A 20,438-nucleotide genomic window follows, 5' to 3' on the forward strand; every position below is an offset into this window, starting at 1 on the left:
GAGATTTTGTATGGATAAGCATTATGATTATATTGCGATTGGTGGCGGCAGTGGCGGGATTGCTTCGATTAACCGCGCAGCCATGCACGGCGCAAAATGTGCGTTGATTGAACCAAAATTTTTAGGCGGAACATGTGTGAATGTTGGTTGTGTGCCTAAAAAAGTCATGTGGTACGGCGCGCAAATCAAAGAAGCCATGGATTTATACGCAGATGCCTATGGTTACCAAGTCGACGCAAGCTTTAACTTCCAAAAATTAGTCGAAAACCGAGAAGCATACATTGAACGCATTCGCGGTTCCTACAAAAATGGACTTGATAATAATAACGTAGATTGGATAAAAGGCTATGCCGAATTTGTCGATGAAAAAACATTACGTGTAAATGGCGAACTAGTAACCGCAGATCATATTTTAATTGCAACAGGCGGCGAACCAGCGCTTCCTTCCATTCCGGGTGCAGAATTTGGTATCACATCAGATGGCTTTTTTGCATTAAAAGAACTTCCGAAAAAAGTGGCGGTTGTTGGCGCGGGCTACATCGCAGTTGAGCTTGCTGGCGTATTACAACAACTTGGCTCAGAAACACATCTTTTTGTACGGAAACATGCACCACTCCGAAATTTTGATCCACTTTTAACCGATACATTAACCGAAATTATCGAGCAATCGGATATGACGTTGCATAAACACGCTGTTCCGCAAAAAGTCGAAAAAAATCCAGATGGCAGTTTGACGTTGAGCTTGGAAGATGGCCGCTCGGAAACGGTCGATACGCTTATTTGGGCGATTGGACGAAAACCAGTCATCAAAGGACTTCAAATCGAAAAAGCGGGCGTAGAACTCTTAGAAAGCGGACATATCGCCGTAGATAAGTTCCAAAACACAAATGTGGATGGGATATATGCAGTTGGTGATGTAACGGGACATTACGAATTAACCCCGGTCGCAATCGCTGCTGGCCGTCGCTTATCAGAACGCCTTTTCAACAATAAAAAAGATGCGCATTTAAACTATGAAAACATTCCAACTGTCGTATTTAGTCATCCAGCTATCGGAACAGTCGGTTTAACTGAACCTGAAGCAATCGAAAAATATGGCAAAGAAAATATCAAAGTATACACTTCTAGCTTTACCTCGATGTACACAGCTATCACAGACCACCGCGAACCTTGTCGGATGAAGCTAATCTGTGAAGGGAAGACAGAGCGCGTCATCGGCTTGCACGGCATTGGTTACGGCGTGGATGAAATGATTCAAGGATTCGCGGTTGCGGTTAATATGGGCGCGACGAAAGCTGATTTTGACAACACAGTCGCTATCCACCCAACAGGATCCGAAGAATTTGTTACAATGAAATAGAAAACAACGATGGAGGAGGAAGTAGGGAATGGGAAAAAAATTATCACTTTATTTTGTAAGACATGGTCAAACGTATTTAAACAAAAATTTACGTATGCAAGGTTGGGCTGATACGCCACTCACACCAGAAGGCATTGAAGTAGTCAAAGAAAGTGGTCGCGGACTTGCGGAAACGGAATTCGTAGCAGCCTATTCAAGCGACTTACACCGCACAATCGCAACTGCGGGACACTTACTAAAAGAAAATAAACACGCATTTGGTTTAACACTAGAACCATTAAGCGAATTTCGGGAAACTTTCTTCGGTTCCTACGAAGGCGAAAAAGGTGATGTTGCATGGAATGAGATTGCGCATCATATGGGATATGCGAACCAAGACGAATTATTCCAAAAAGCCGATGTGCGCGAAACAATGAACGGTACGAAAGCCGCTGACCCAACCGGAGATGCGGAAGATTTCATGACATTTTGGACACGCGTAGAACAAGGCTTTTTACACGTTATCAATCGTCACCGTGAAACTGGCGGAAACGTCCTTATCGTCGCTCACGGAAATACTATTCGTAACATCGTCCACGAACTAGAACCATCAATGGACGAAGCAGTCATCCTCGACAACGCGAGTGTTACTGTATTAGCTTACGAAAATGGCTTATTCAAATTAGAACGTTTAAATGATACTTCTCATTTTAAAAAAGCATAGAAAAAACGAGCTTTAGGAAGCAAATTCCCAAAGCTCGTTTTTTTATTCTTTCGGTATATCCGGGTCAGGAAGATTATTATCAATCGCCAGCTGACCTCGCCGCAATTTAATTAAACGATTTACGTTAACGATAATTGTTTTCACAACTGCGTATAGTGGAACACCTAAAATCATTCCAAAAATTCCTGCTAAGTTTCCAGCAACAATTAAGATAATGATAATAGTTAGTGGGTGAATCGATAGTGATTTACCCATAATGTATGGAGAAAGTAAGTTAGAGTCGATTTGTTGAACAATTGTTACAACGACAATAACTAGTAAAGCTTGGACTGGAGAAGTGAATAGTGCCACGATAACCGCGGGAGCTGCTCCAAGGAAAGGTCCAAGGTAAGGAATAATATTCGTCGCACCAGCAATGAACCCGAAAAGAAGGGCATACGGTTGACCAATAATTAAATAGCCAATAAATGTAAATAAACCAACAAACATACAATCAATTGCTTGTGAACTGATATAAGTAGAAATTGTTTTATTCATTTCTTTAATAATTTGTTTTGCTTCAGAACGAATACCTGCTGGGAAAAATTTACCAGAGGATTCCACAAATTTATGACCATCTTTAAACATATAAAAGACGATAAAAGGTACGGTTACAAGGATCATGACAAAGCCAGAGACGAACGAGATAATCGCTCCAAAACTAGAAGCAACACCATCAACGACAACTGACATAATTTTTGGTAAGGAGATATTTAGTTTGGAAAGCTCTTCTTTTATATCCACCCCTTGGAATGCTGGGTTGTTAGAGAAGCTTTGTAACCATTTCTCGAAATCTTGCCAATAGCCCGGAATAGCTTTGGCCAATTCTGTAACTTGATCTGCAAGTGTTGGTCCAAGTTGCATCACCGCTAGTACAATCAGCACGATAAAGGCAATGAAAATTAAAATAACACTTAAAAGCCGAGGCACTTTTCTTTTTTCCAAAAATAACACGAGCGGATTAAATAAATAGAATAGAAATCCTGCTACTAAAATCGGCATAAACAGCGTGGAAACGATAATGCCTACTGGTGAAAATATGTACTTCATTTGCAATAATACGAACAATATTGCTACAACAGCTAATATTTCGATCGTCCAAAAAAATAATTTACTATCTCGAAAACGCGAAAACTTCAAATTTTTCCCTTCTTTCTAAAACATTATTGATAATTTTTATAGTACCATTAACTGCTTTAAATAGCCACTGAATTAGTAGTATTGACGTGGAAGTATATGTGTTATACAATATATATAACAGTTAGAGAAGAGGTGTTTCTATGCTACTCGCAATTGATCTTCAGTCAGACGAGCCAATTTATACACAAATATGTAATCAAATCATTGAAGGTATGGCAAAACGGGAACTTTTACCAGGAGATAAATTACCTTCTGTTCGAAGTCTCGGCGCAGATATCGGCATTAATTTTCATACAGTAAATAAAGCGTATCAGATTTTAAAGCAAGAAGGATTGATTCAAATCCACCGTCAAAAAGGGGTCGTTATTCATCCGGACGGGGTAGCAAAGGCGGACGAACACTATTTTATGAAATTACAAACAAAGCTAAGACCGCTTATCGCTGAATCCGTCGTTCGCGGCGTGTCTGAAGAGAAGTGGCTCGAAGTAAGTAAAGCAATTTTTGACGAAATGCATGGACGGAGAGTGGAGTAGAGATGGAAATCATCATTTATATTTTTGTTAGTATTGCAATCATTTCACTGCAAGCAATCACCCCTTTTGTAATAAGGAAATCAGAATGTTTTGGTGTCAATGTTGGCGAACGTGCTAATCGGAATGCAGAATTGACGCGTTTAAAAAAACAATACGTTGGTCAAGTCGTTTTATGGACCGTGTTCGTGGCGATTATTGGTATCGCGCTTATTCAAGGCTTTCATTCTAGCGAAAACATCCAAGCGGGCATCTTTATCGTCTCAATGTTTGGCCAATTAATCGTATCTTTTATCATTTATTATCGCTTCCACCAAACAACTTTACAGTGGAAAAAAGAGAAAATAGAGGCAGGAGAAATTTCGACCAATGCTATTATTATGGTAGATACGAGTTTTCATCGTAGAAAAATGGTTATCTCATATACTTGGTTTGTTGTGCCGTTATTAATATTTATTATTACACTGGCGATTACAGCTGTTTTTTATCCAGTAGCACCAGCAGCTTTTCCGATTCATTTTGATATGACCGGCGCAGTGACGAATACGGTGACCAAATCACCAAGGGTGGCATTACTTTTACCGATGATGCAGCTCGGCATGATTGGCTTATTTATCTTTATTAATTTCGTGATTGCCCGAAGTAAACAAACCGTGGAAAATGAAAACCCGACGGATTCTTTAAAACGGAATATGTTATTTAGACAGATTTCTAGTAAAGCAATGTTAATCATGTGCACAATTATGGTGATTGATTTTCTAGTGATACAAGTCGTTATGCTACTTTCACTTCCAGCTGAATGGATGATTACAGCGACGATTATTATGGTCGTTTTAATTCTATTCGGTACTGTATTACTTGCTGTAAAAGTAGGACAGGGCGGTAGTAGACTGAAATTTGCTGATCAACCTGATGGTGTAAATAAACCGATTCGCGACGATGATGCGTTTTGGAAAGCGGGGGTCATTTATTTTAACCGAAACGATCCAGCTTTGTTTGTAGAAAAACGCTTTGGGATTGGTTGGACGATTAATACAGCTCGTCCAGTTGCTTGGTTATCTTTTGTTATTATTATTGCGGCAATCATTTTAATTAGTGTCTTGTTTTAATTTGTTCTGAGTGGGGTATTTACCATATGTTATGCAGACGAACAGGTCTGGCGTGGTATGCTTTGCTAAAGGAGTAGATAATCATGGCGATTAGATTGAAGCGACTAGAGGAATGGGAAGGATTCACTGGTATTGCACTCGTCCAAGAAGGTCTTAAAACAGAAGCACTCCATACAGAGATTAGAAAAACCTTCCAAGAAATGCTCCAACTTGCGCAAGACTTGGACGACTTTTCCGAGCAAGAAACATTTTATGGAATTTCTGTTCATAATATTGAAGATGGGATAACGCATTATTCGGTTATTCCGGTAGAACAAAAGTACCCAAATTTAAAAGAACCGCTCGAATGGATTGAAGTGCCAGCGCATACCTATTTTGTAGCTGAGCATATCCCTGACACAGACATAATCGAAAGCTACGAAGAAATTGCCAGAGCGATTCAAGAAAAAAACTACAAACCTTACATTACAGCGAACAATCCTGTATTTGACCCATTACCATTTAAATTGGAACTATATACAAAAAATGCGGACGATAAGGCGAGTGTTGAAATTAGAATTCCTGTCGTTAAAGAACTTCATATGTAAAATGCGAGCCTGGGACTTTTGTTCTGGGCTTTTTTATACTAGCAAGCTGTTTTTGAGTGTGCTATAATAAGTACGCTATTTTGTGATTATTTTAACAAGAAGGAAGGGATTCATGTGGGATATTACAGCCCGCAGGAAGTAACAGAGATTACCATTGAAAAAGGAACCCAAAAAGCAAATTCAAGTACGTTAACACTTGTATTGCTAGGCTTTTTAGGTGGAGCTTTCATCTCGCTTGGTTACTTATTATACATACGTGCAGTAGGAACTATGCCTCACGAATGGGGAAGTTTTGCAACGCTGATTGGCGCGAGTCTTTTTCCAGTTGGACTTGTTTGCATTTTGCTAGGTGGAGGCGAATTAATCACTGGCAACATGATGGCCGTAGCGATTGCTTGGTATGACAAAAAAATTTCCTTCCAACAACTACTTAGAAATTGGGCGATTGTGTCCGTGATGAACTTAGTCGGGGCCTTTTTCGTCGCTTACTTTTTTGGGCATTTCGTCGGTTTAACAGAAGGCGATTTCTTACCGAAAACCATTGCCACAGCTGGTGCAAAAATTAATGATCCGTTCTGGGTTGCGTTTGTTTCTGGTATTGGTTGTAACTGGTTTGTAGGTATTGCTGTTTGGCTTTGTTACGCTGCCAAAGATTTCGCTGGGAAAATTCTCGGTATTTGGTTCCCGGTTATGGCTTTTGTTGCTATCGGATTCCAGCACGTTGTCGCCAACATGTTTATCATTCCAGCCGCGATTTTCGCTGGCTACTATTCCTGGGCAGATTTTATTTGGAACGTCATCCCCGTTTATTTAGGAAATGTCGTTGGTGGAGCGGTATTCGTCAGCCTGTTCTACTTCCTTGCCTATAAGAAAAACGCACCGAAAACAGTAAAAGAAGAAATCCATCAACCAATTGAAGAAAATTAAGCAAAAAAGCTAGTTGCATTCCGTGTAACTAGCTTTTTTTATAAAAAATTTAAATACTTTCTCAGTCCTATCATGCCGGGATAGAAGCACTTTTTTCAGAAGTCATTTGCCTAAAATCCTGATTAGTTTTTTTGATTTGTGGAAAACACTAATATAAGCAGCACGAAGCATCGGCAGAAAATTTGATGGAGGAGTGGTATTTTTGAGTATTAAAGAAACAGCATTACCAAAAGTTCAAACCAAATTATTTATTAATGGAAAATGGATAGATGGAGATAACAAAGAAACAAAAGATATCGTCAACCCAGCAACCGGCGACGTTATTGCGAAAATCGCTCAAGCAGGACCAGCCGAAACGAAGCAAGCAATCAAGGCCGCCAAAGACGCCTTTCCGGACTGGGCGAAAATGGAACTAGCAGACCGCGTCAAATTATTACACAAAATTGCGGATTTAATGGAAGAAAAAGCAGATACGTTAGCAAAAATTATGACACTTGAACAAGGTAAACCGCTAAAAGAATCTAAAGGAGAAGTCCTAGTTGGTGCAGAAAACTTCCGATTTGCGGCAGAAGAAGCAAGACGATTATATGGCGAAACGATTCCAGCTCCGAATAATCATGCCTTTATCGTCAAAAAACAACCAATTGGCGTAGTCGCTGCAATTACTCCGTGGAATTTCCCGGGAGGCATGGTGACACGAAAACTTGCTCCGGCACTTGCAACTGGTAATACAATCGTGCTAAAACCTTCCGGCGATACACCACTTTCGGCGCTCGCAATCTTTGAAATTTTTGAAGAAGCAGGCTTGCCAAAAGGTGTCGCAAATATCGTTATGGGTAGCTCGAAAGAAATCGGCGAAACATTAACAGATAGCGATGATGTCCGCAAATTAACGTTCACAGGTTCTACCAAAGTCGGTCAAACGCTATTTAAACAATCCGCCGACACATTGAAGAAAATTTCGCTTGAACTCGGTGGGCATGCGCCGTTTATCGTATTTGACGATGCCAACCTTGATGCAGCCGTAAATGATTTAGTCGCAGCTAAATTCCGCAACAACGGTCAAGTATGCGTGTCTCCAAATCGGATTTTCGTCGCCAAAGAAATCAAAGACAAATTCACGAAAGCCCTAGTCGCAAAAGTAGAGCAATTAAAAGTCGGCAACGGTTTAGAAGATGTGAATGTCGGTCCACTTATTCGCGAAGATGCGATTGATAAAATCAATAAACAACTTAAAGATGCTACAGATAAAGGCGCGAAAGTCCTTACTGGCGGCGGTCGCTTAACCGGCTCAGACTATGACAAAGGTAACTTCTACAAACCTACTGTCTTAGATAACGTCACTCGTAAAATGGACATTTTCTATGAAGAAACATTTGGCCCAGTTATCCCGCTTATCACTTTTGAAACTGAAGAAGAAGCAATCGAAATGGCGAATGACAGTGAATTTGGTCTCGCATCTTACTTTTACACAAAAGATTTAGCACGCGTGGAAAAAGTGGGAGCTGCCTTAGAATACGGAATGGTCGGCGCAAACGAGATTGCTATTTCCAACCCAGAAACCCCATTCGGCGGCGTTAAACATTCTGGCTTTGGTCGCGAAAATGGCCATTACGGAATGGAAGAATACATCCAAGTGAAATTCATCAACTTAAAATATCGTGATTAAGACTCGTTAGTAAGGAACTCCTTCGCGCCATGCGGAGGGGTTCTTTTTTACGCGCTTTCCTACCAGTAGGAAAAAAACATATTTGTAAGCGGATTCAGTCATTTATATAATAAAAGTAAGTTAAGGAAAGGGAGGATACAAAATGAAAAACATTTTACTTATTTGTGGGTCAGGAGCTTCAAGTGGTTTTATGGCAGCAGCAATTAGAAAAGCAGCAAAAAAACGCGGTGAACAAGTAACTGTGAAAGCTGCAAGTGAGTCACAAATTGATGAAAGAATAAATGAAATAGATTATTTATTAATCGGGCCACATTTGGCTTATATGTTAGACGATTTAAAACAAAAAGTTGCCGATAAAGATGTTTTAGTATCAATTATTCCACAAGCAACATACGGCACGCTTAACGGCGAAAAAGCACTTGATCTCATTTTAAATATGGAGGGATAAAACGATGAACAACAAAGTGATGGATTTTATGACAAACAAATTTGCTCCAAAAGTAAATAAAGTTGTTAAAAATCCCTGGGTATCAGCAATTCAAGATGCAATTATGTCTGCGCTTCCGCTCGTTTTTGTCGGTTCTTTAGTCACCATCGTTTCATTACTTAAAAATTTCTTCCCCGGCATGCCTGATTTTTCGATGATAAGTAATTTTTCATTTGGGATGTTCGGTTTAGTCGTAGCATTTTTAATCCCATACTATCTGATGGAGAAAAAAGGTAACAGCAGTCAGAAATTAATTTCTGGTGCAACTGGACTTGTATTATTTTTAATGCTACTATTTCCAACCATTTCAGCAGATGGCGATGCGGTTTTCATTTTATCTAGATTTGGAGCTACAGGGATGTTCTTATCAATCACAACCGGATTATTCGTTGGTTGTGTAATGAACTTTGCTGCGAAGCGTTCGTTTTTCAGTGAAGATACACCGATTCCAGATTTTGTTGTCGGCTGGTTTAACAGTTTGCTACCAATTACATTTATTCTCATTGTTGGTTGGTTAATTACTGTTCAATTTAACATTGATTTCTTTGAAGTGATTGTTGCAGTATTTAGCCCACTCGCTTCGATTGTACAGTCGTATCCAGGTTTTGTACTTTCGGTATTCATTCCTGCTTTTCTTTATACATTCGGGATTTCTGGTTGGGTGATGATGCCAGCGATTTATCCAGTGTACATGGCTGGACTCGCGGAAAACTCACAAGCCGTAGCAAATGGCGCAAGTGCATCCAATATCGCAACACAAGAAACAGTATACGCATTAATTTCCATCGGTGGAGTAGGTACCACATTATCACTATCAATTATGATGCTAATTTTAAGTAAATCGTTACAGCTTAAAGCAATCGGAAAAGCCGTCATCGTCCCATCGATTTTTAACATCAACGAACCATTATTTTTCGGGGCACCAATTGCCTTTAACCCATACTTGATGATTCCAACGTGGATCAACGCTTTCCTAGTACCAAGCATCGCCTACTTTGTGATGTCGATGAACTTAGTAAGCATTCCCACACAATCGTTCTTGCTATGGTACATGCCTTACCCAGTAACGTCCTACCTAGCAACACAAGACTTCCGAGCTATCATTGCTTGTTTAGCGATTATTGTTATCACATGGCTCGTATACCTGCCATTCTTCAAAGCGTACGATAACTCACTACTCAAACAAGAAAAGCTAGACGCAGTGGAAGCAGATAAAGAAATGGTAACCAATTGATTGGAGGAACGAAAATGTCAGAGCAAGACTATGTTGAAGAAACAGATAGTTTAAATGAACTATCGATGAATATTTTAATCCATGCAGGAAACGCTAGAAATGATTTAGTAAAAGGGCTGAATCATTTAGAGGAACTAGAATTTAATGAGGCTGAGGAATCTATTGCCGCTGCGAAAAAAGAAATTGTCATTGCACATAGTCTGCAAACAGATACGTTACAACTAGAAGCATCCGGCAACCAAATCCGTTATTCCACATTATTTTGCCACGCGCAAGATACACTCATGACAGCTAAAAGCGAAATATTAATCGGCGAGCATATGCTACGTTTATTTAAGAAAATGACGGAACTAACGAAAAAATAGGAGGTATAAGCATGTTTGAAAATTATCAATTCCCGAAAGACTTCTTATGGGGCGGGGCAATTGCCGCCAATCAAGCAGAAGGCGCATTTAAAGTAGATGGAAAAGGCATTAGTTTAGCAGATTTACACAAGTATCATAAAGGGAAAACGAACGATGAAATTAGCGAAGAACAACATAATGGCGTAAGTTTAGCGGATATTAAAGCAAGTATAGAAGATAAAGTAAACTATTATCCAAAACGCCACGGAATCGATTTTTATCATACTTATCCAGAAGATTTGGCTTTGCTTGCCGAAATGGGCTTTAAAACTTTCCGGACTTCGCTGGACTGGACACGAATTTTCCCGACTGGCGAAGAAGAGGAACCGAATGAAGCGGGGCTAAAATATTATGACCAACTCATCGACAAAATTATCGAACTTGGAATGGAACCAATCATTACGATTTTACATTATGAAACTCCAGTTGAAATCGTTTTAAAACACGGCGGTTGGCATAATCGTAAAGTCATCGATTTATTTGAAAAATACGGCAAAACTGTATTAGAACGCTACAATAAAAAAGTGAAATATTGGATTGTTATTAACCAAATTAATTTAATCCAATTTGAACCATTCAACTCGACAGCAATTCCAAATGACGCAGTAGATGATTATTTATCCGCTACTTACCAAGCAGTGCACAATCAATTTGTGGCTAGCGCGAAAATATACGAATACGGAAAAGCACTGAACCCTGATTTAATGATTGGGACGATGTTGGCTGATTGCACGGCTTACCCGTTCTCGTGCGACCCAGATGATATCGTGCTCGCAATGAAACGCAACCGAATGGAATATTTCTTCGCAGACGTGCAATTCCAAGGTGAATATCCGCAATATGCACTGAACTATTTTGCCGAAAATAATATTAATATTGAAGTGACAGAGGAAGACAAAGTTATTTTGCAAAAAAATACAATGGACTACTTAGCGCTTTCCTATTATTATTCGCAAATGGTAGATTCTAAGAAAAACGACTTAGATCCCGCATCGATTACACCAAATCCACATTTAAAAGCTAATCCGTGGGGCTGGGCAGTCGATCCAAAAGGGCTATATAACGCATTGTCGCAGTACTGGGACAGATACCATAAACCAATTATTATCGCTGAAAATGGTTTCGGCATGTATGATAAATTAGAAAATGGCGAAATCCACGATGATTACCGGATTGATTATTTATCCGCCCATTTAAAAGAAATGAAACGCGCAATGTATGACGGTGTGGAAATCATCGCATACTGTGCTTGGGGCCCAATTGATATCGTTAGTTGTTCTTCCGCGCAAATGGAAAAAAGATACGGTTTCATTTACGTTGATTTAGATAACGAAGGAAACGGTACAGGCAAAAGAATTAAAAAAGATAGCTTTTCATGGTATAAAAAAGTAATAGAGTCTAATGGGGAAGACTTAGAAGCTTAATGTAATAGAGTGCCAGTTGTAGTAGTTGATAGCTAATACAACTGGCTTTCGGTCTATAGGGGGAACAGGAAATGGATACGCAAAAAGAAATACTAGCTTATTTGCATAAACAAGAAAATAAGTGGGTTACCTCCAATGAATTAGCAGATTTTTGCGGGTGTACAACACGAACCATTCGCAATAATATTTACAAAATAAATGAAGCGACACCAGGTTTGATTAACTCCGCCAAACAAGGCTATCAAATCAACCCAAACATCCAACCGGAAGTCCAAACAGAAAGTGATGCCGCGGAACGAAAATCCAAACTTTTACTAGAACTCATAAAAAACTCGACAAAAGGCGTTGATTTATTCGACCTCGCGGATATTTTATTTATTTCAGAAGTCACTTTAAAAAAAGACATCCAACAATTAAAAAGTGAACTAACAGAAGCGGACGTCCAAATCGTTATTGATAAAAACCAAGTAAAACTAATCGGCAAAGAACGCGCCAAAAGAAAATACATGATTTCCTTATTATATGAAGAAGGAGGCTACCGTGAGAGCATCAAAAGCCACATCCAAGAAATGATTGAATTTGTTTCGATCGACAAACTGCAAAACATCGTCAAAGAAGTCCTAGCGAGCGAATCGATTACAACGAATCAATATTCGATGATGAACATCGTGCTACATTACGCAATTAGCATCGTTCGAATTCAACAAGGCAACACCCTCATCGAAACGCAAAAAACACTCATCCGCAAACACTCCAAAGAATACGAAATCTCGAAAAAAATCGCTGGAATTCTTTCCGAAGAATATCAAATCCATTTTTCAGAAGCTGAAACGAAGCAACTAGGGCTTTTATATGTTGGCTTGCAAAATGAACAATCCGCCAACGCCAATCAAGCCGAATTAGACCAATTTGTTGATAAAAATATCATCGAGGCGCTCAAAATCGTCCTCACAAACGTAGAAGAAACTTACCTGATTGACCTGCAAAACGAACAACTTTTTATCAAACTAGCTATTCATATTCAAAGTTTATACTATCGTTCGCGCTATAAGGCCTACACAAGAAATTTAAGTTTGCTTGATATTAAAACGTCCTATCCGGTCACATTTGATATCGCCGTTTATATTTCCTCCTTATTGCAAGAAAAACTGGCAATTGATTTTAACGAAGACGAAATTTCCTTTATCGCACTGCATATCGGTTCTTTTTTAGAAAGTGAAAACCGCGATAATATTCGCTTGGAAATTGGCATTTTAGTCGACGATTATCACGATTTAAAAACAAATATGCTGAAAAAACTACAATCCTTATTCGAAAATGAAGCAACGATAAAAGTGATGGAAAACGAAGCATACGAAGAAGATTTCGATATCATTTTAACGACCAATCGAGATGTCGCCCTTGAAAAAGCAGGTTCGATTTTCATTCACCCATTACTAACAACAAAAGACATCAAAAAAATCACAAGCCGCATTCGCACTAAAAAGAAAATACTCGAAAATAACATACTCGGACAACAAATCGACCGCTACATCGGCGAGGCGCTCTATTCCAACCAAATCGACCCCTCAGAACTCACACCCGCAAAAATTAGAGAACAAATGATTTCTAAAATGGAAAAACAAGCTTTCGTTACCGCAGATTTTAAGGAAAAAGTAGAAAAAAGAGAACAAATGGCGCCAACCAGTTTCCCATCAGGCATCGCTATCCCTCACTCTATCAAAAACGATGCCCTTCGTAGTGGCGTTTCCATAATGACATTGCAAGAACCGATTTACTGGAATGACGTCAAAGTAAAAATAATCGCGCTCGTCGCTATCAGCAAAAAAGACGCAAATGAGTTCAATGATTTTTTCGAGAAGTTTGTAGAAATCGTTTCCGAACCAATCAACGCCAAACGATTATCCATGGCAGAAAGCTTCGAAGAGTTCATCCAAAAACTAAAAATGATGATTGAAGAAAGTGAATAAATAGTTACAATCCTAGCCGTGTATTTATAGTACACGGCTTATTTCGGTTGAAGTAACGATCAAATTGCGCTATAATAAAACCATCAAACGAAAAGGAGTGTTATCTTAAGCCAATGAAATTCTAATCCTGTACTATATGAAAAAATGAAGAAAGCTATCCAATTGTTGGGTAGAAACTATTTTTTCGGACGGGATTCGTATGTTCATTTCGCATGATAACTCTAGCTCTAAGCCTTTTTTGGCGTAGCTTCGCGAATTCCTCTCTGAAAATATTCAGGAGGTTATTTTTTATGTCTATAATCGAAATTAATCAGTTAAAAATAGAAGTAGGGGACAGAACTCTAGTCGAAATCCCTCATTTACTTGTCCACAAGAAAGCAAGAATCGGGATCATCGGTCAAAACGGACTTGGAAAAACAACGCTTATGGAAGTAATTGCTGGCGAGAGAGAAGCCACATCAGGCAGTGTAACTACACACGGAAAACTCGCTTATATTAAACAACTCCCTAACGAAAAAAGTACCAAAAGCGGCGGCGAAAAAACAAGAAAAGCTATTCAACATGCGATGCGTCAAAATCCAAGTGTTCTCCTAGCAGACGAACCAACGAGCAACCTAGATGTCGATAGCGTAAAACATTTAGAACGCCAGTGGAACGATTTTCACGGTGCGCTACTAATTATTTCTCATGACCGCGCCTTTTTAAACGCACTTTGCACAGAAATCTGGGAAATTAAAAATCAAAATATCCACGTTTATAAAGGAAATTACCAAGCCTATTTAGAACAAAAAGAGCAACAAGAAAACCAAGCCGAACTTGCCTACAAAGAATTTAAAAACAAAAAGAAACAGCTAGAAGCATCTCAAAACTATCACGAAATCGAAGCGGGACGGATTGTTAAACCAGGAAAACGCCTAAATAATAAAGAAGCCAGCGCCTTTAAAGCCGGCAAAGGCACGCAACAAAAGAAACAACATAGCACAATCAAAGCGTTAGAAAAACGAATCGAACGGCTCGGCAATGTCGAAAAACCACATACGACAAAGCCAATTAAAATCATCACCCCGGAAAATCGCGTAATCAAAAAAGGCAATACAATACTAAGCGCGAAAGAAACGACCTACGAAATCGCCGGACGCAAACTTTTTGAAACAAACGGCTTTTCAATCAAAGCGGGTGACAAAGTAGCACTTATCGGTGAAAATGCAAGCGGGAAAACCACTTTTTTAAGGGAAATAATCCAAGAGAACCCAGCGCTCACTTGCAATGCTCAAGCAAAAATCGCCTATTTTGACCAAGAGCTAAAAGGTTTAGATCTAACCAAAACACTTTTAGAAAACATCACAGATAGAAGCGTTCAAACTAAGCAAGTGAACCGAGAAGTACTTGGTAGCATGCATTTTAAAGAAAGTGATTTGCCAAAAAAAGTAAGCATGCTTTCTGGTGGGGAACGGGTGAAATTACTTCTCAGCATGCTCCTTGTCAGCGATGCCAATTTCATGATTCTCGATGAACCAACCAATTACTTGGATATCTATGCAATGGAAGCACTAGAAACATTAATCAAACAGTTTAGCGGAACGGTTCTATTCGTTTCCCATGACAGAACCTTTGTAAAGCAAGTTGCAGAGGAATTGCTCGTCATCGAAAATAACGAAATGACGTTTCATCGCATGACATTTGCAGAATATGAAGAAAGCAAAGCACCAAGCCGAATCACAGAAGAAGATAAATTGATTTTAGAAATGCGCATGTCCGAAATAGCCGCGAAGCTAATGCAACCGAATTTAAAGCCGGCTGAAAAGGCAATGCTCGAACAAGATTACCAAGAAATTATCACAAAAAGACAACAATTTAGTTAAATTGTTGTCTTTTTATTCAAGCAAAACAAAAAATATAGTCAGTTATCTTTTACTTGATTTCTGTAAAAGATAGGCTTAGAATCAAATAGTTATTAAAAAGAGGACAGAAAGAAGGAATCCCATGTTTAGTCATCTACCGGATTCATTCCTACAAATGAATACCATTTTTATTTCGATTTTGATTGAGGCACTGCCGTTCGTGTTAATTGGTGTTTTTATTGCTGGCTTTATTCAAATGTTTATATCAGAACAATTTATTGCCCGAGTTATCCCGAAAAACAAATTTCTCGCCGTCATTGTCGGCTCGTTTATTGGTATATTTTTCCCTTCCTGCGAATGTGGAATCGTTCCAATCGTTCGTAATTTACTTGCAAAAGGTGTGCCGTTACACGCCGGAATTGCTTTCATGCTCACAGCGCCAATCATCAACCCAGTAGTATTATTTTCGACGTATGTTGCCTTTGGAAGTACATGGGAAGTTCCGCTGTTGCGTGTTGCCGGAAGTTTAGTCGTGGCGCTCGTTGTCGGAAATATTATCGCTTATTTTTATAAAGGAACAGGCTTGAAAGACCGCTTTTTAAAATATGAGGCTGCAAGTGAAAAAGTAGCGGTTCCAGTCGGGAATCTAGCACTCGCTGGTGGACCTGCGGAAAGTACCACAACTAATTTTCAAGGCCTAACAGCCGGATCAGAAGCATCTCATGCCGCTCATGCGCATCACCATCATCACGGCGAAGAGCACACACATGCAAAAATGACATTAAGCCAAAAAATCTGGCATACCGTACAACATGCCGTGGACGAATTCTTTTCTGTTGGTAAGTATCTCGTGTTTGGCGCATTAATTGCCGCTGCGATGCAAACATACATTAAAACATCCACGCTCGTTTCCATTGGGCACGGTCCGATTTTATCCATCTTACTCATGATGGTTCTTGCCTTTGTATTATCGCTATGCTCTGAAGCAGATGCCTTTATCGGCGCCTCTTTCCGTAGCGTATTCTCCACACAATCCATCGTTGCATTTTTAGTGTTTGGCCCGATGCTCGATATTAAAAATTTAATGATGATGTTAGGAGCATTTAAAGCGAAATTTGTCTTATTAATTGTTACTAGTGTAACGATTGTTGTCTTTTTATACGCCCTAGTTATTTAACCGAAAGTAGGTGAGCAGATGTTTCGCGTTTTTATTTTATTTGGATTTGGTTTTTATTTGATGCAGTTACATATTTCTGGTGATATCAGTAAATATATTAATATGAAGTACGCTTATTTATCCTTTTCCGCGATGATTGCCGCATTTTTACTGGCGATTATTCAACTAATTATGGTTTTTCGCGATGAAGATATTGGTGCCAAAACAGAACATATGGGGCATACCCATGACGGCGAAAATACGATTTGGAAAAAAATCATGGTGTATGGTTTACTTTCTTACGCCTTAATTGCTGGTTTCCTTTTCCCAGTCGCAACGCTCGATTCAACCATTGTCTCGGCTAAAGGATTCCATTTTCCGAAAAACAATGCAGCAGGAGATGACCCATACGCGCAAAATCAGTTTTTAAGACCAGATACGAGTGGCTATTTTGGAGAAACCGATTATGAAAAAATGATGGCGAAAGAGAAAGCCGAAATCATCGATCAAAATCCTATCAAAGTTAATGATAGTAATTACTTAATGACGATGGAAATTCTCTACAATTACCCAGGGGAGTTTACTGGCAAACAAATCGAGTTTACTGGGTTTGTCTATAATGATGAAGTCACCAAGGATAATAACTTATTCTTGTTCCGTTTTGGAATTATTCACTGTGTCGCTGATTCTGGTGTTTTCGGAATGCTTGTTCAAATGCCCGAAAAGACTGATTTGAAAAACGATACATGGCTTACCGTAAAAGGAACCATCACCCAAGAATACTATTCGCCTTTTAAAATGAACATTCCATCTGTGCAAGTAGAAAGCTATAAAGAAGTGGCAAAACCAAAATCAGTTTATGTCTATCGTAAATATTAAATCGCTACTTGCGGATTTATGCAGCTTGCGTTATCCTTAAATAAAGCTGTTTACGTTTTCACGAATGAATAAAAGGATGGAACATTGAATGAATGATTACAACCACTACTTTCATTTCCCACGAGAAGAATGGCGCAAGCTGGAAGTGAGTAAGGACCAAATATTAACTGCAGAGGAACTGGAAGAAATACGTGGTTTAAATGACCGCATTTCTTTACAAGACATCTCTGAAATCTATTTACCACTAATAAAACTAATTGCGATTCAATACCATGAAGCGATTTTTATTCATGGCGAAAAAATGGAATACTTAAAGAAAAAAGAATCGCGTGCACCATTTATTATTGCATTAGCAGGAAGTGTAGCTGTTGGTAAAAGTACAACTGCGCGTGTTTTCAAATTAATGCTTGATCGTTGGTTCTCCAAAACAAGACAAGTTGAGCTTGTAACAACAGACGGCTTTCTCTATCCTAATAAAGTGTTAGAAGAGCGCGGCATTATGGACAAGAAAGGCTTCCCGGAAAGCTACGACCGCGACCGTTTTGCCAAGTTTTTAACCGACTTAAAAGCGAATAAAGAAGATGTCGAAGTGCCACTTTACTCGCATTTCACGTATGATGTTTTAGAGGAAACGCGGATGATGCACAATCCGGATATCGTTATTATAGAAGGCATCAACGTCCTTCAAGCCGACCAACATGAGAGCCTTTTTCCAAGTGACTTCTTTGATTTCTCCGTTTATATGGATGCCAATGAAGCGGACATTAAGAAATGGTATTTAGAACGTTTCTTCATGCTTCGCGAAACAGCTTTCCAAGACGAAAGTTCTTATTTCCACCCATATACAAAAATTAGCAAACAAGAAGCCGAAACATTTGCACTCGGCGTTTGGGATACAATCAACGGCGTTAACTTAAAAGAAAACATCGAGAAAACAAAATACCGAGCGGACTTAGTGCTTCACAAAGGCACAGATCACCTTATTTCAGATATTTATTTACGCAAATAACCGAATGCGGATAGAAGGAAACTTCTTGATGCGTTCGGTTTTTTCTTTACATTAGAGAAAATCGGAGTACAATGGAAAGTGAGTAATCACTCATTTTGGAAAAGGAGGGAAAACAATGTCAGAAATAGCAATCAATGTATCGAATTTAGACGTGAAAATCGGCAAGAAACAAATTTTATCTGATATGTCACTTGAAATACAAAAAGGGGAGATATTTGGCTTAATTGGACCATCCGGCGCTGGAAAAACAACGCTTGTTAAAACAATCATCGGCATGGAAAAAGCTACAAGTGGTCAAACCGAAGTACTAGGAAAAGTAATGCCTAATTTGCCTGTCATTAGCAAAATTGGCTATATGGCCCAATCAGACGCACTCTACACCGATTTAACCGCCAAAGAAAATTTAGATTTTTTTGCTTCACTTTATTCTATTAAAGGTGCGGCCAAGAAAGAGCGCATGAACTATGCAGCCAATCTCGTTAATTTACAACAAGACTTAACCAAAAAGGTAACCAATTATTCGGGAGGGATGAAGCGGAGGCTCTCTTTAGCTATTTCTGTACTTGCAGATCCAGACGTCCTTATTTTAGATGAGCCGACAGTCGGAATTGATCCAGAGTTAAGAAAAACCATTTGGGAAGAACTAGCAGACTTGAAAGCAAACGGCAAATGTATCCTTGTAACGACACACGTGATGGATGAGGCCGAAAAATGCGATCGACTTGCAATGATTAGAAATGGAAAAATAATCGCCGTAGGGACCCCACAGGAGCTCTCAAGTAAAACCACATCCGGTAAACTAGAAGATGCCTTTTTAGAGTTTGGAGGGAAGAACTAATGCGAATACTTGCCATCGTCAAACGAATCGTCAACCAATTTCGCCGTGACAAGCGCACACTCGCTTTAATGTTTCTCGCACCACTGCTACTTATCACTTTGCTAACCTACTTATTTGAAGGGGATACAGTCAAACCCGTCGTTGGTGTAAGCGGACTAAGTGATTCCATGGTTCAAGAACTAAAAGCAAATGATCTCACCATTAAAACCTACGCGGAAAACACCAATGCCACCAATAAAATTAAAGCTGCTGATTTGGACGCCTTTTTCCAACAAAGTGGCGATAAAATCGAGGTAACTTATGAAAATAGTGAACCAAGCCTAAGCAAAGAAATCGGCTTAAAACTACAAAAAGCATTGATGGTTGAACAACAAACACAAGTGAAAAATCAAGCAAAAGCAACCGGAGAAGCACTCGCCAAAGCTGGAATTGATCCAAGTACTATCCCAACGCTTACACAAAGCCCTGAAAAGCTAACGATTTCAACTGATTACGTATACGGAGACAAGGATACAAGCTTTTTCGACACCATTAGCCCGATTTTCATTGGCTTTTTTGTCTTCTTCTTTGTATTTTTAATCGCCGGGATTTCGTTCTTACGCGAAAGAACAACTGGAACACTTGAGAGACTGATGGCAACACCAATTAAACGAATTGAATTAGAACTAGGATATTTGATTGGCTTTGGTATTTTTGCCTTACTGCAGTCCATTTTAGTCGCCGTATTTTCCATTCAAGTACTCGGCATGATGCAAAACGGCTCACTATTCTATGTTTTGCTAATTACCCTAACACTTGGAATGGTTTCGCTGGCACTAGGAATTTTACTTTCCACTTTTGCGAATAATGAATTCCAAATCGTTCAGTTTATTCCTATCGTTATCGTGCCACAAGTACTATTCTGTGGGATTTTCCCGCTTGATGGTATGGCGGATTGGCTCGTTTGGATTGCACACATTATGCCATTATACTACGGCGCCAATGCATTAACGTCCATTATGGTAAAAGGGGAAGGATTTGCTGCGTTCGCGAATGATTTCTACATTTTACTAGGATTTGTGCTCGTATTCGTCGTATTAAATATTTTTGCTTTAAAAAAATATCGGAAAGTTTAACTGGAAAGGAAGAGATA

The 20,438-nt window shown here is 39.2% G+C and carries 19 protein-coding genes; 18 read left to right on the plus strand and 1 reads right to left on the minus strand.

Translation table 11 applies throughout. The annotated features are described in order from the left end of the window. Positions 1 to 10 precede the first annotated feature (10 nt). Positions 11 to 1,360, plus strand: a complete 1,350-nt coding sequence (gene gorA / locus HCB49_RS03140; RefSeq protein WP_185604083.1) for a glutathione-disulfide reductase — start codon at positions 11 to 13, stop codon at positions 1,358 to 1,360. Positions 1,361 to 1,388: 28 nt separating this feature from the next. After that, positions 1,389 to 2,063 (plus strand): histidine phosphatase family protein, encoded by a 675-nt coding sequence (locus HCB49_RS03145; RefSeq protein WP_185572728.1) that lies wholly within the window; start codon positions 1,389 to 1,391, stop codon positions 2,061 to 2,063. A gap of 42 nt (positions 2,064 to 2,105) precedes the next feature. Here HCB49_RS03145 and HCB49_RS03150 read toward each other — a convergent pair whose 3' ends face one another. Then, positions 2,106 to 3,242: an AI-2E family transporter gene (locus tag HCB49_RS03150; protein ID WP_185480234.1), complete on the minus strand. Its 1,137-nt coding sequence runs from the start codon at positions 3,240 to 3,242 to the stop codon at positions 2,106 to 2,108. Between the two features lie 140 nt (positions 3,243 to 3,382). On the opposite strand from HCB49_RS03150, the gene HCB49_RS03155 reads away from it, so the two are divergent. From HCB49_RS03155 to HCB49_RS03230, 16 genes are all read left to right on the plus strand, one after another. Beyond that, positions 3,383 to 3,775, plus strand: a complete 393-nt coding sequence (locus HCB49_RS03155) for a GntR family transcriptional regulator (RefSeq protein ID WP_185604084.1) — start codon at positions 3,383 to 3,385, stop codon at positions 3,773 to 3,775. A 2-nt stretch (positions 3,776 to 3,777) separates the two neighbouring features. Beyond that, complete coding sequence (locus HCB49_RS03160) at positions 3,778 to 4,881, plus strand: DUF1648 domain-containing protein (RefSeq protein ID WP_185604085.1); 1,104 nt, start codon at positions 3,778 to 3,780, stop codon at positions 4,879 to 4,881. An 83-nt stretch (positions 4,882 to 4,964) separates the two neighbouring features. Then, the gene (locus HCB49_RS03165) at positions 4,965 to 5,468 is read left to right on the plus strand and encodes a GyrI-like domain-containing protein (protein ID WP_185604086.1); all 504 of its coding nucleotides are present in this window, start codon (positions 4,965 to 4,967) and stop codon (positions 5,466 to 5,468) included. Between the two features lie 114 nt (positions 5,469 to 5,582). Beyond that, positions 5,583 to 6,395 (plus strand): formate/nitrite transporter family protein, encoded by an 813-nt coding sequence (locus tag HCB49_RS03170; RefSeq protein ID WP_185480230.1) that lies wholly within the window; start codon positions 5,583 to 5,585, stop codon positions 6,393 to 6,395. A 202-nt stretch (positions 6,396 to 6,597) separates the two neighbouring features. Further along, positions 6,598 to 8,064, plus strand: coding sequence for an NAD-dependent succinate-semialdehyde dehydrogenase (locus HCB49_RS03175; RefSeq protein WP_185604087.1), 1,467 nt, complete (start codon positions 6,598 to 6,600; stop codon positions 8,062 to 8,064). A 142-nt stretch (positions 8,065 to 8,206) separates the two neighbouring features. Beyond that, entirely contained in the window at positions 8,207 to 8,512 is a 306-nt protein-coding gene (locus HCB49_RS03180; RefSeq protein ID WP_003732400.1) for a PTS sugar transporter subunit IIB, read from the plus strand. Positions 8,513 to 8,516: 4 nt separating this feature from the next. Next, positions 8,517 to 9,785: a PTS sugar transporter subunit IIC gene (locus HCB49_RS03185; RefSeq protein ID WP_185604088.1), complete on the plus strand. Its 1,269-nt coding sequence runs from the start codon at positions 8,517 to 8,519 to the stop codon at positions 9,783 to 9,785. Between the two features lie 14 nt (positions 9,786 to 9,799). Then, positions 9,800 to 10,150: a PTS lactose/cellobiose transporter subunit IIA gene (locus HCB49_RS03190; protein WP_185552721.1), complete on the plus strand. Its 351-nt coding sequence runs from the start codon at positions 9,800 to 9,802 to the stop codon at positions 10,148 to 10,150. Between the two features lie 11 nt (positions 10,151 to 10,161). Next, a complete protein-coding gene (locus tag HCB49_RS03195) occupies positions 10,162 to 11,613 on the plus strand; it encodes a glycoside hydrolase family 1 protein (RefSeq protein ID WP_185604089.1) in 1,452 nt (483 codons plus the stop codon). A 71-nt stretch (positions 11,614 to 11,684) separates the two neighbouring features. Further along, positions 11,685 to 13,583 carry a BglG family transcription antiterminator gene (locus tag HCB49_RS03200; RefSeq protein ID WP_185604090.1) on the plus strand — a complete coding sequence of 633 codons (1,899 nt, stop codon included), beginning with the start codon at positions 11,685 to 11,687 and terminating at the stop codon, positions 13,581 to 13,583. 290 nt (positions 13,584 to 13,873) lie between these two features. Then, entirely contained in the window at positions 13,874 to 15,445 is a 1,572-nt protein-coding gene (locus HCB49_RS03205; protein WP_185604091.1) for a Vga family ABC-F type ribosomal protection protein, read from the plus strand. Positions 15,446 to 15,566: 121 nt separating this feature from the next. Then, on the plus strand, positions 15,567 to 16,601 hold the full coding sequence (locus tag HCB49_RS03210) for a permease (RefSeq protein ID WP_185604092.1): 1,035 nt from the start codon (positions 15,567 to 15,569) through the stop codon (positions 16,599 to 16,601). An 18-nt stretch (positions 16,602 to 16,619) separates the two neighbouring features. Then, a complete protein-coding gene (locus tag HCB49_RS03215; RefSeq protein WP_185552717.1) occupies positions 16,620 to 17,459 on the plus strand; it encodes a TIGR03943 family putative permease subunit in 840 nt (279 codons plus the stop codon). An 88-nt stretch (positions 17,460 to 17,547) separates the two neighbouring features. Then, on the plus strand, positions 17,548 to 18,468 hold the full coding sequence (gene coaA / locus HCB49_RS03220; protein ID WP_185390991.1) for a type I pantothenate kinase: 921 nt from the start codon (positions 17,548 to 17,550) through the stop codon (positions 18,466 to 18,468). 115 nt (positions 18,469 to 18,583) lie between these two features. Next, a complete protein-coding gene (locus HCB49_RS03225) occupies positions 18,584 to 19,306 on the plus strand; it encodes an ABC transporter ATP-binding protein (RefSeq protein ID WP_185604093.1) in 723 nt (240 codons plus the stop codon). After that, positions 19,306 to 20,421, plus strand: coding sequence for an ABC transporter permease (locus tag HCB49_RS03230; protein ID WP_185604094.1), 1,116 nt, complete (start codon positions 19,306 to 19,308; stop codon positions 20,419 to 20,421). The genes HCB49_RS03225 and HCB49_RS03230 overlap by 1 nt, the downstream gene beginning before the upstream one ends. Positions 20,422 to 20,438 lie beyond the last annotated feature (17 nt).

This window comes from Listeria cossartiae subsp. cayugensis (assembly GCF_014229095.1).
Lineage (GTDB): Bacteria > Bacillota > Bacilli > Lactobacillales > Listeriaceae > Listeria > Listeria cayugensis.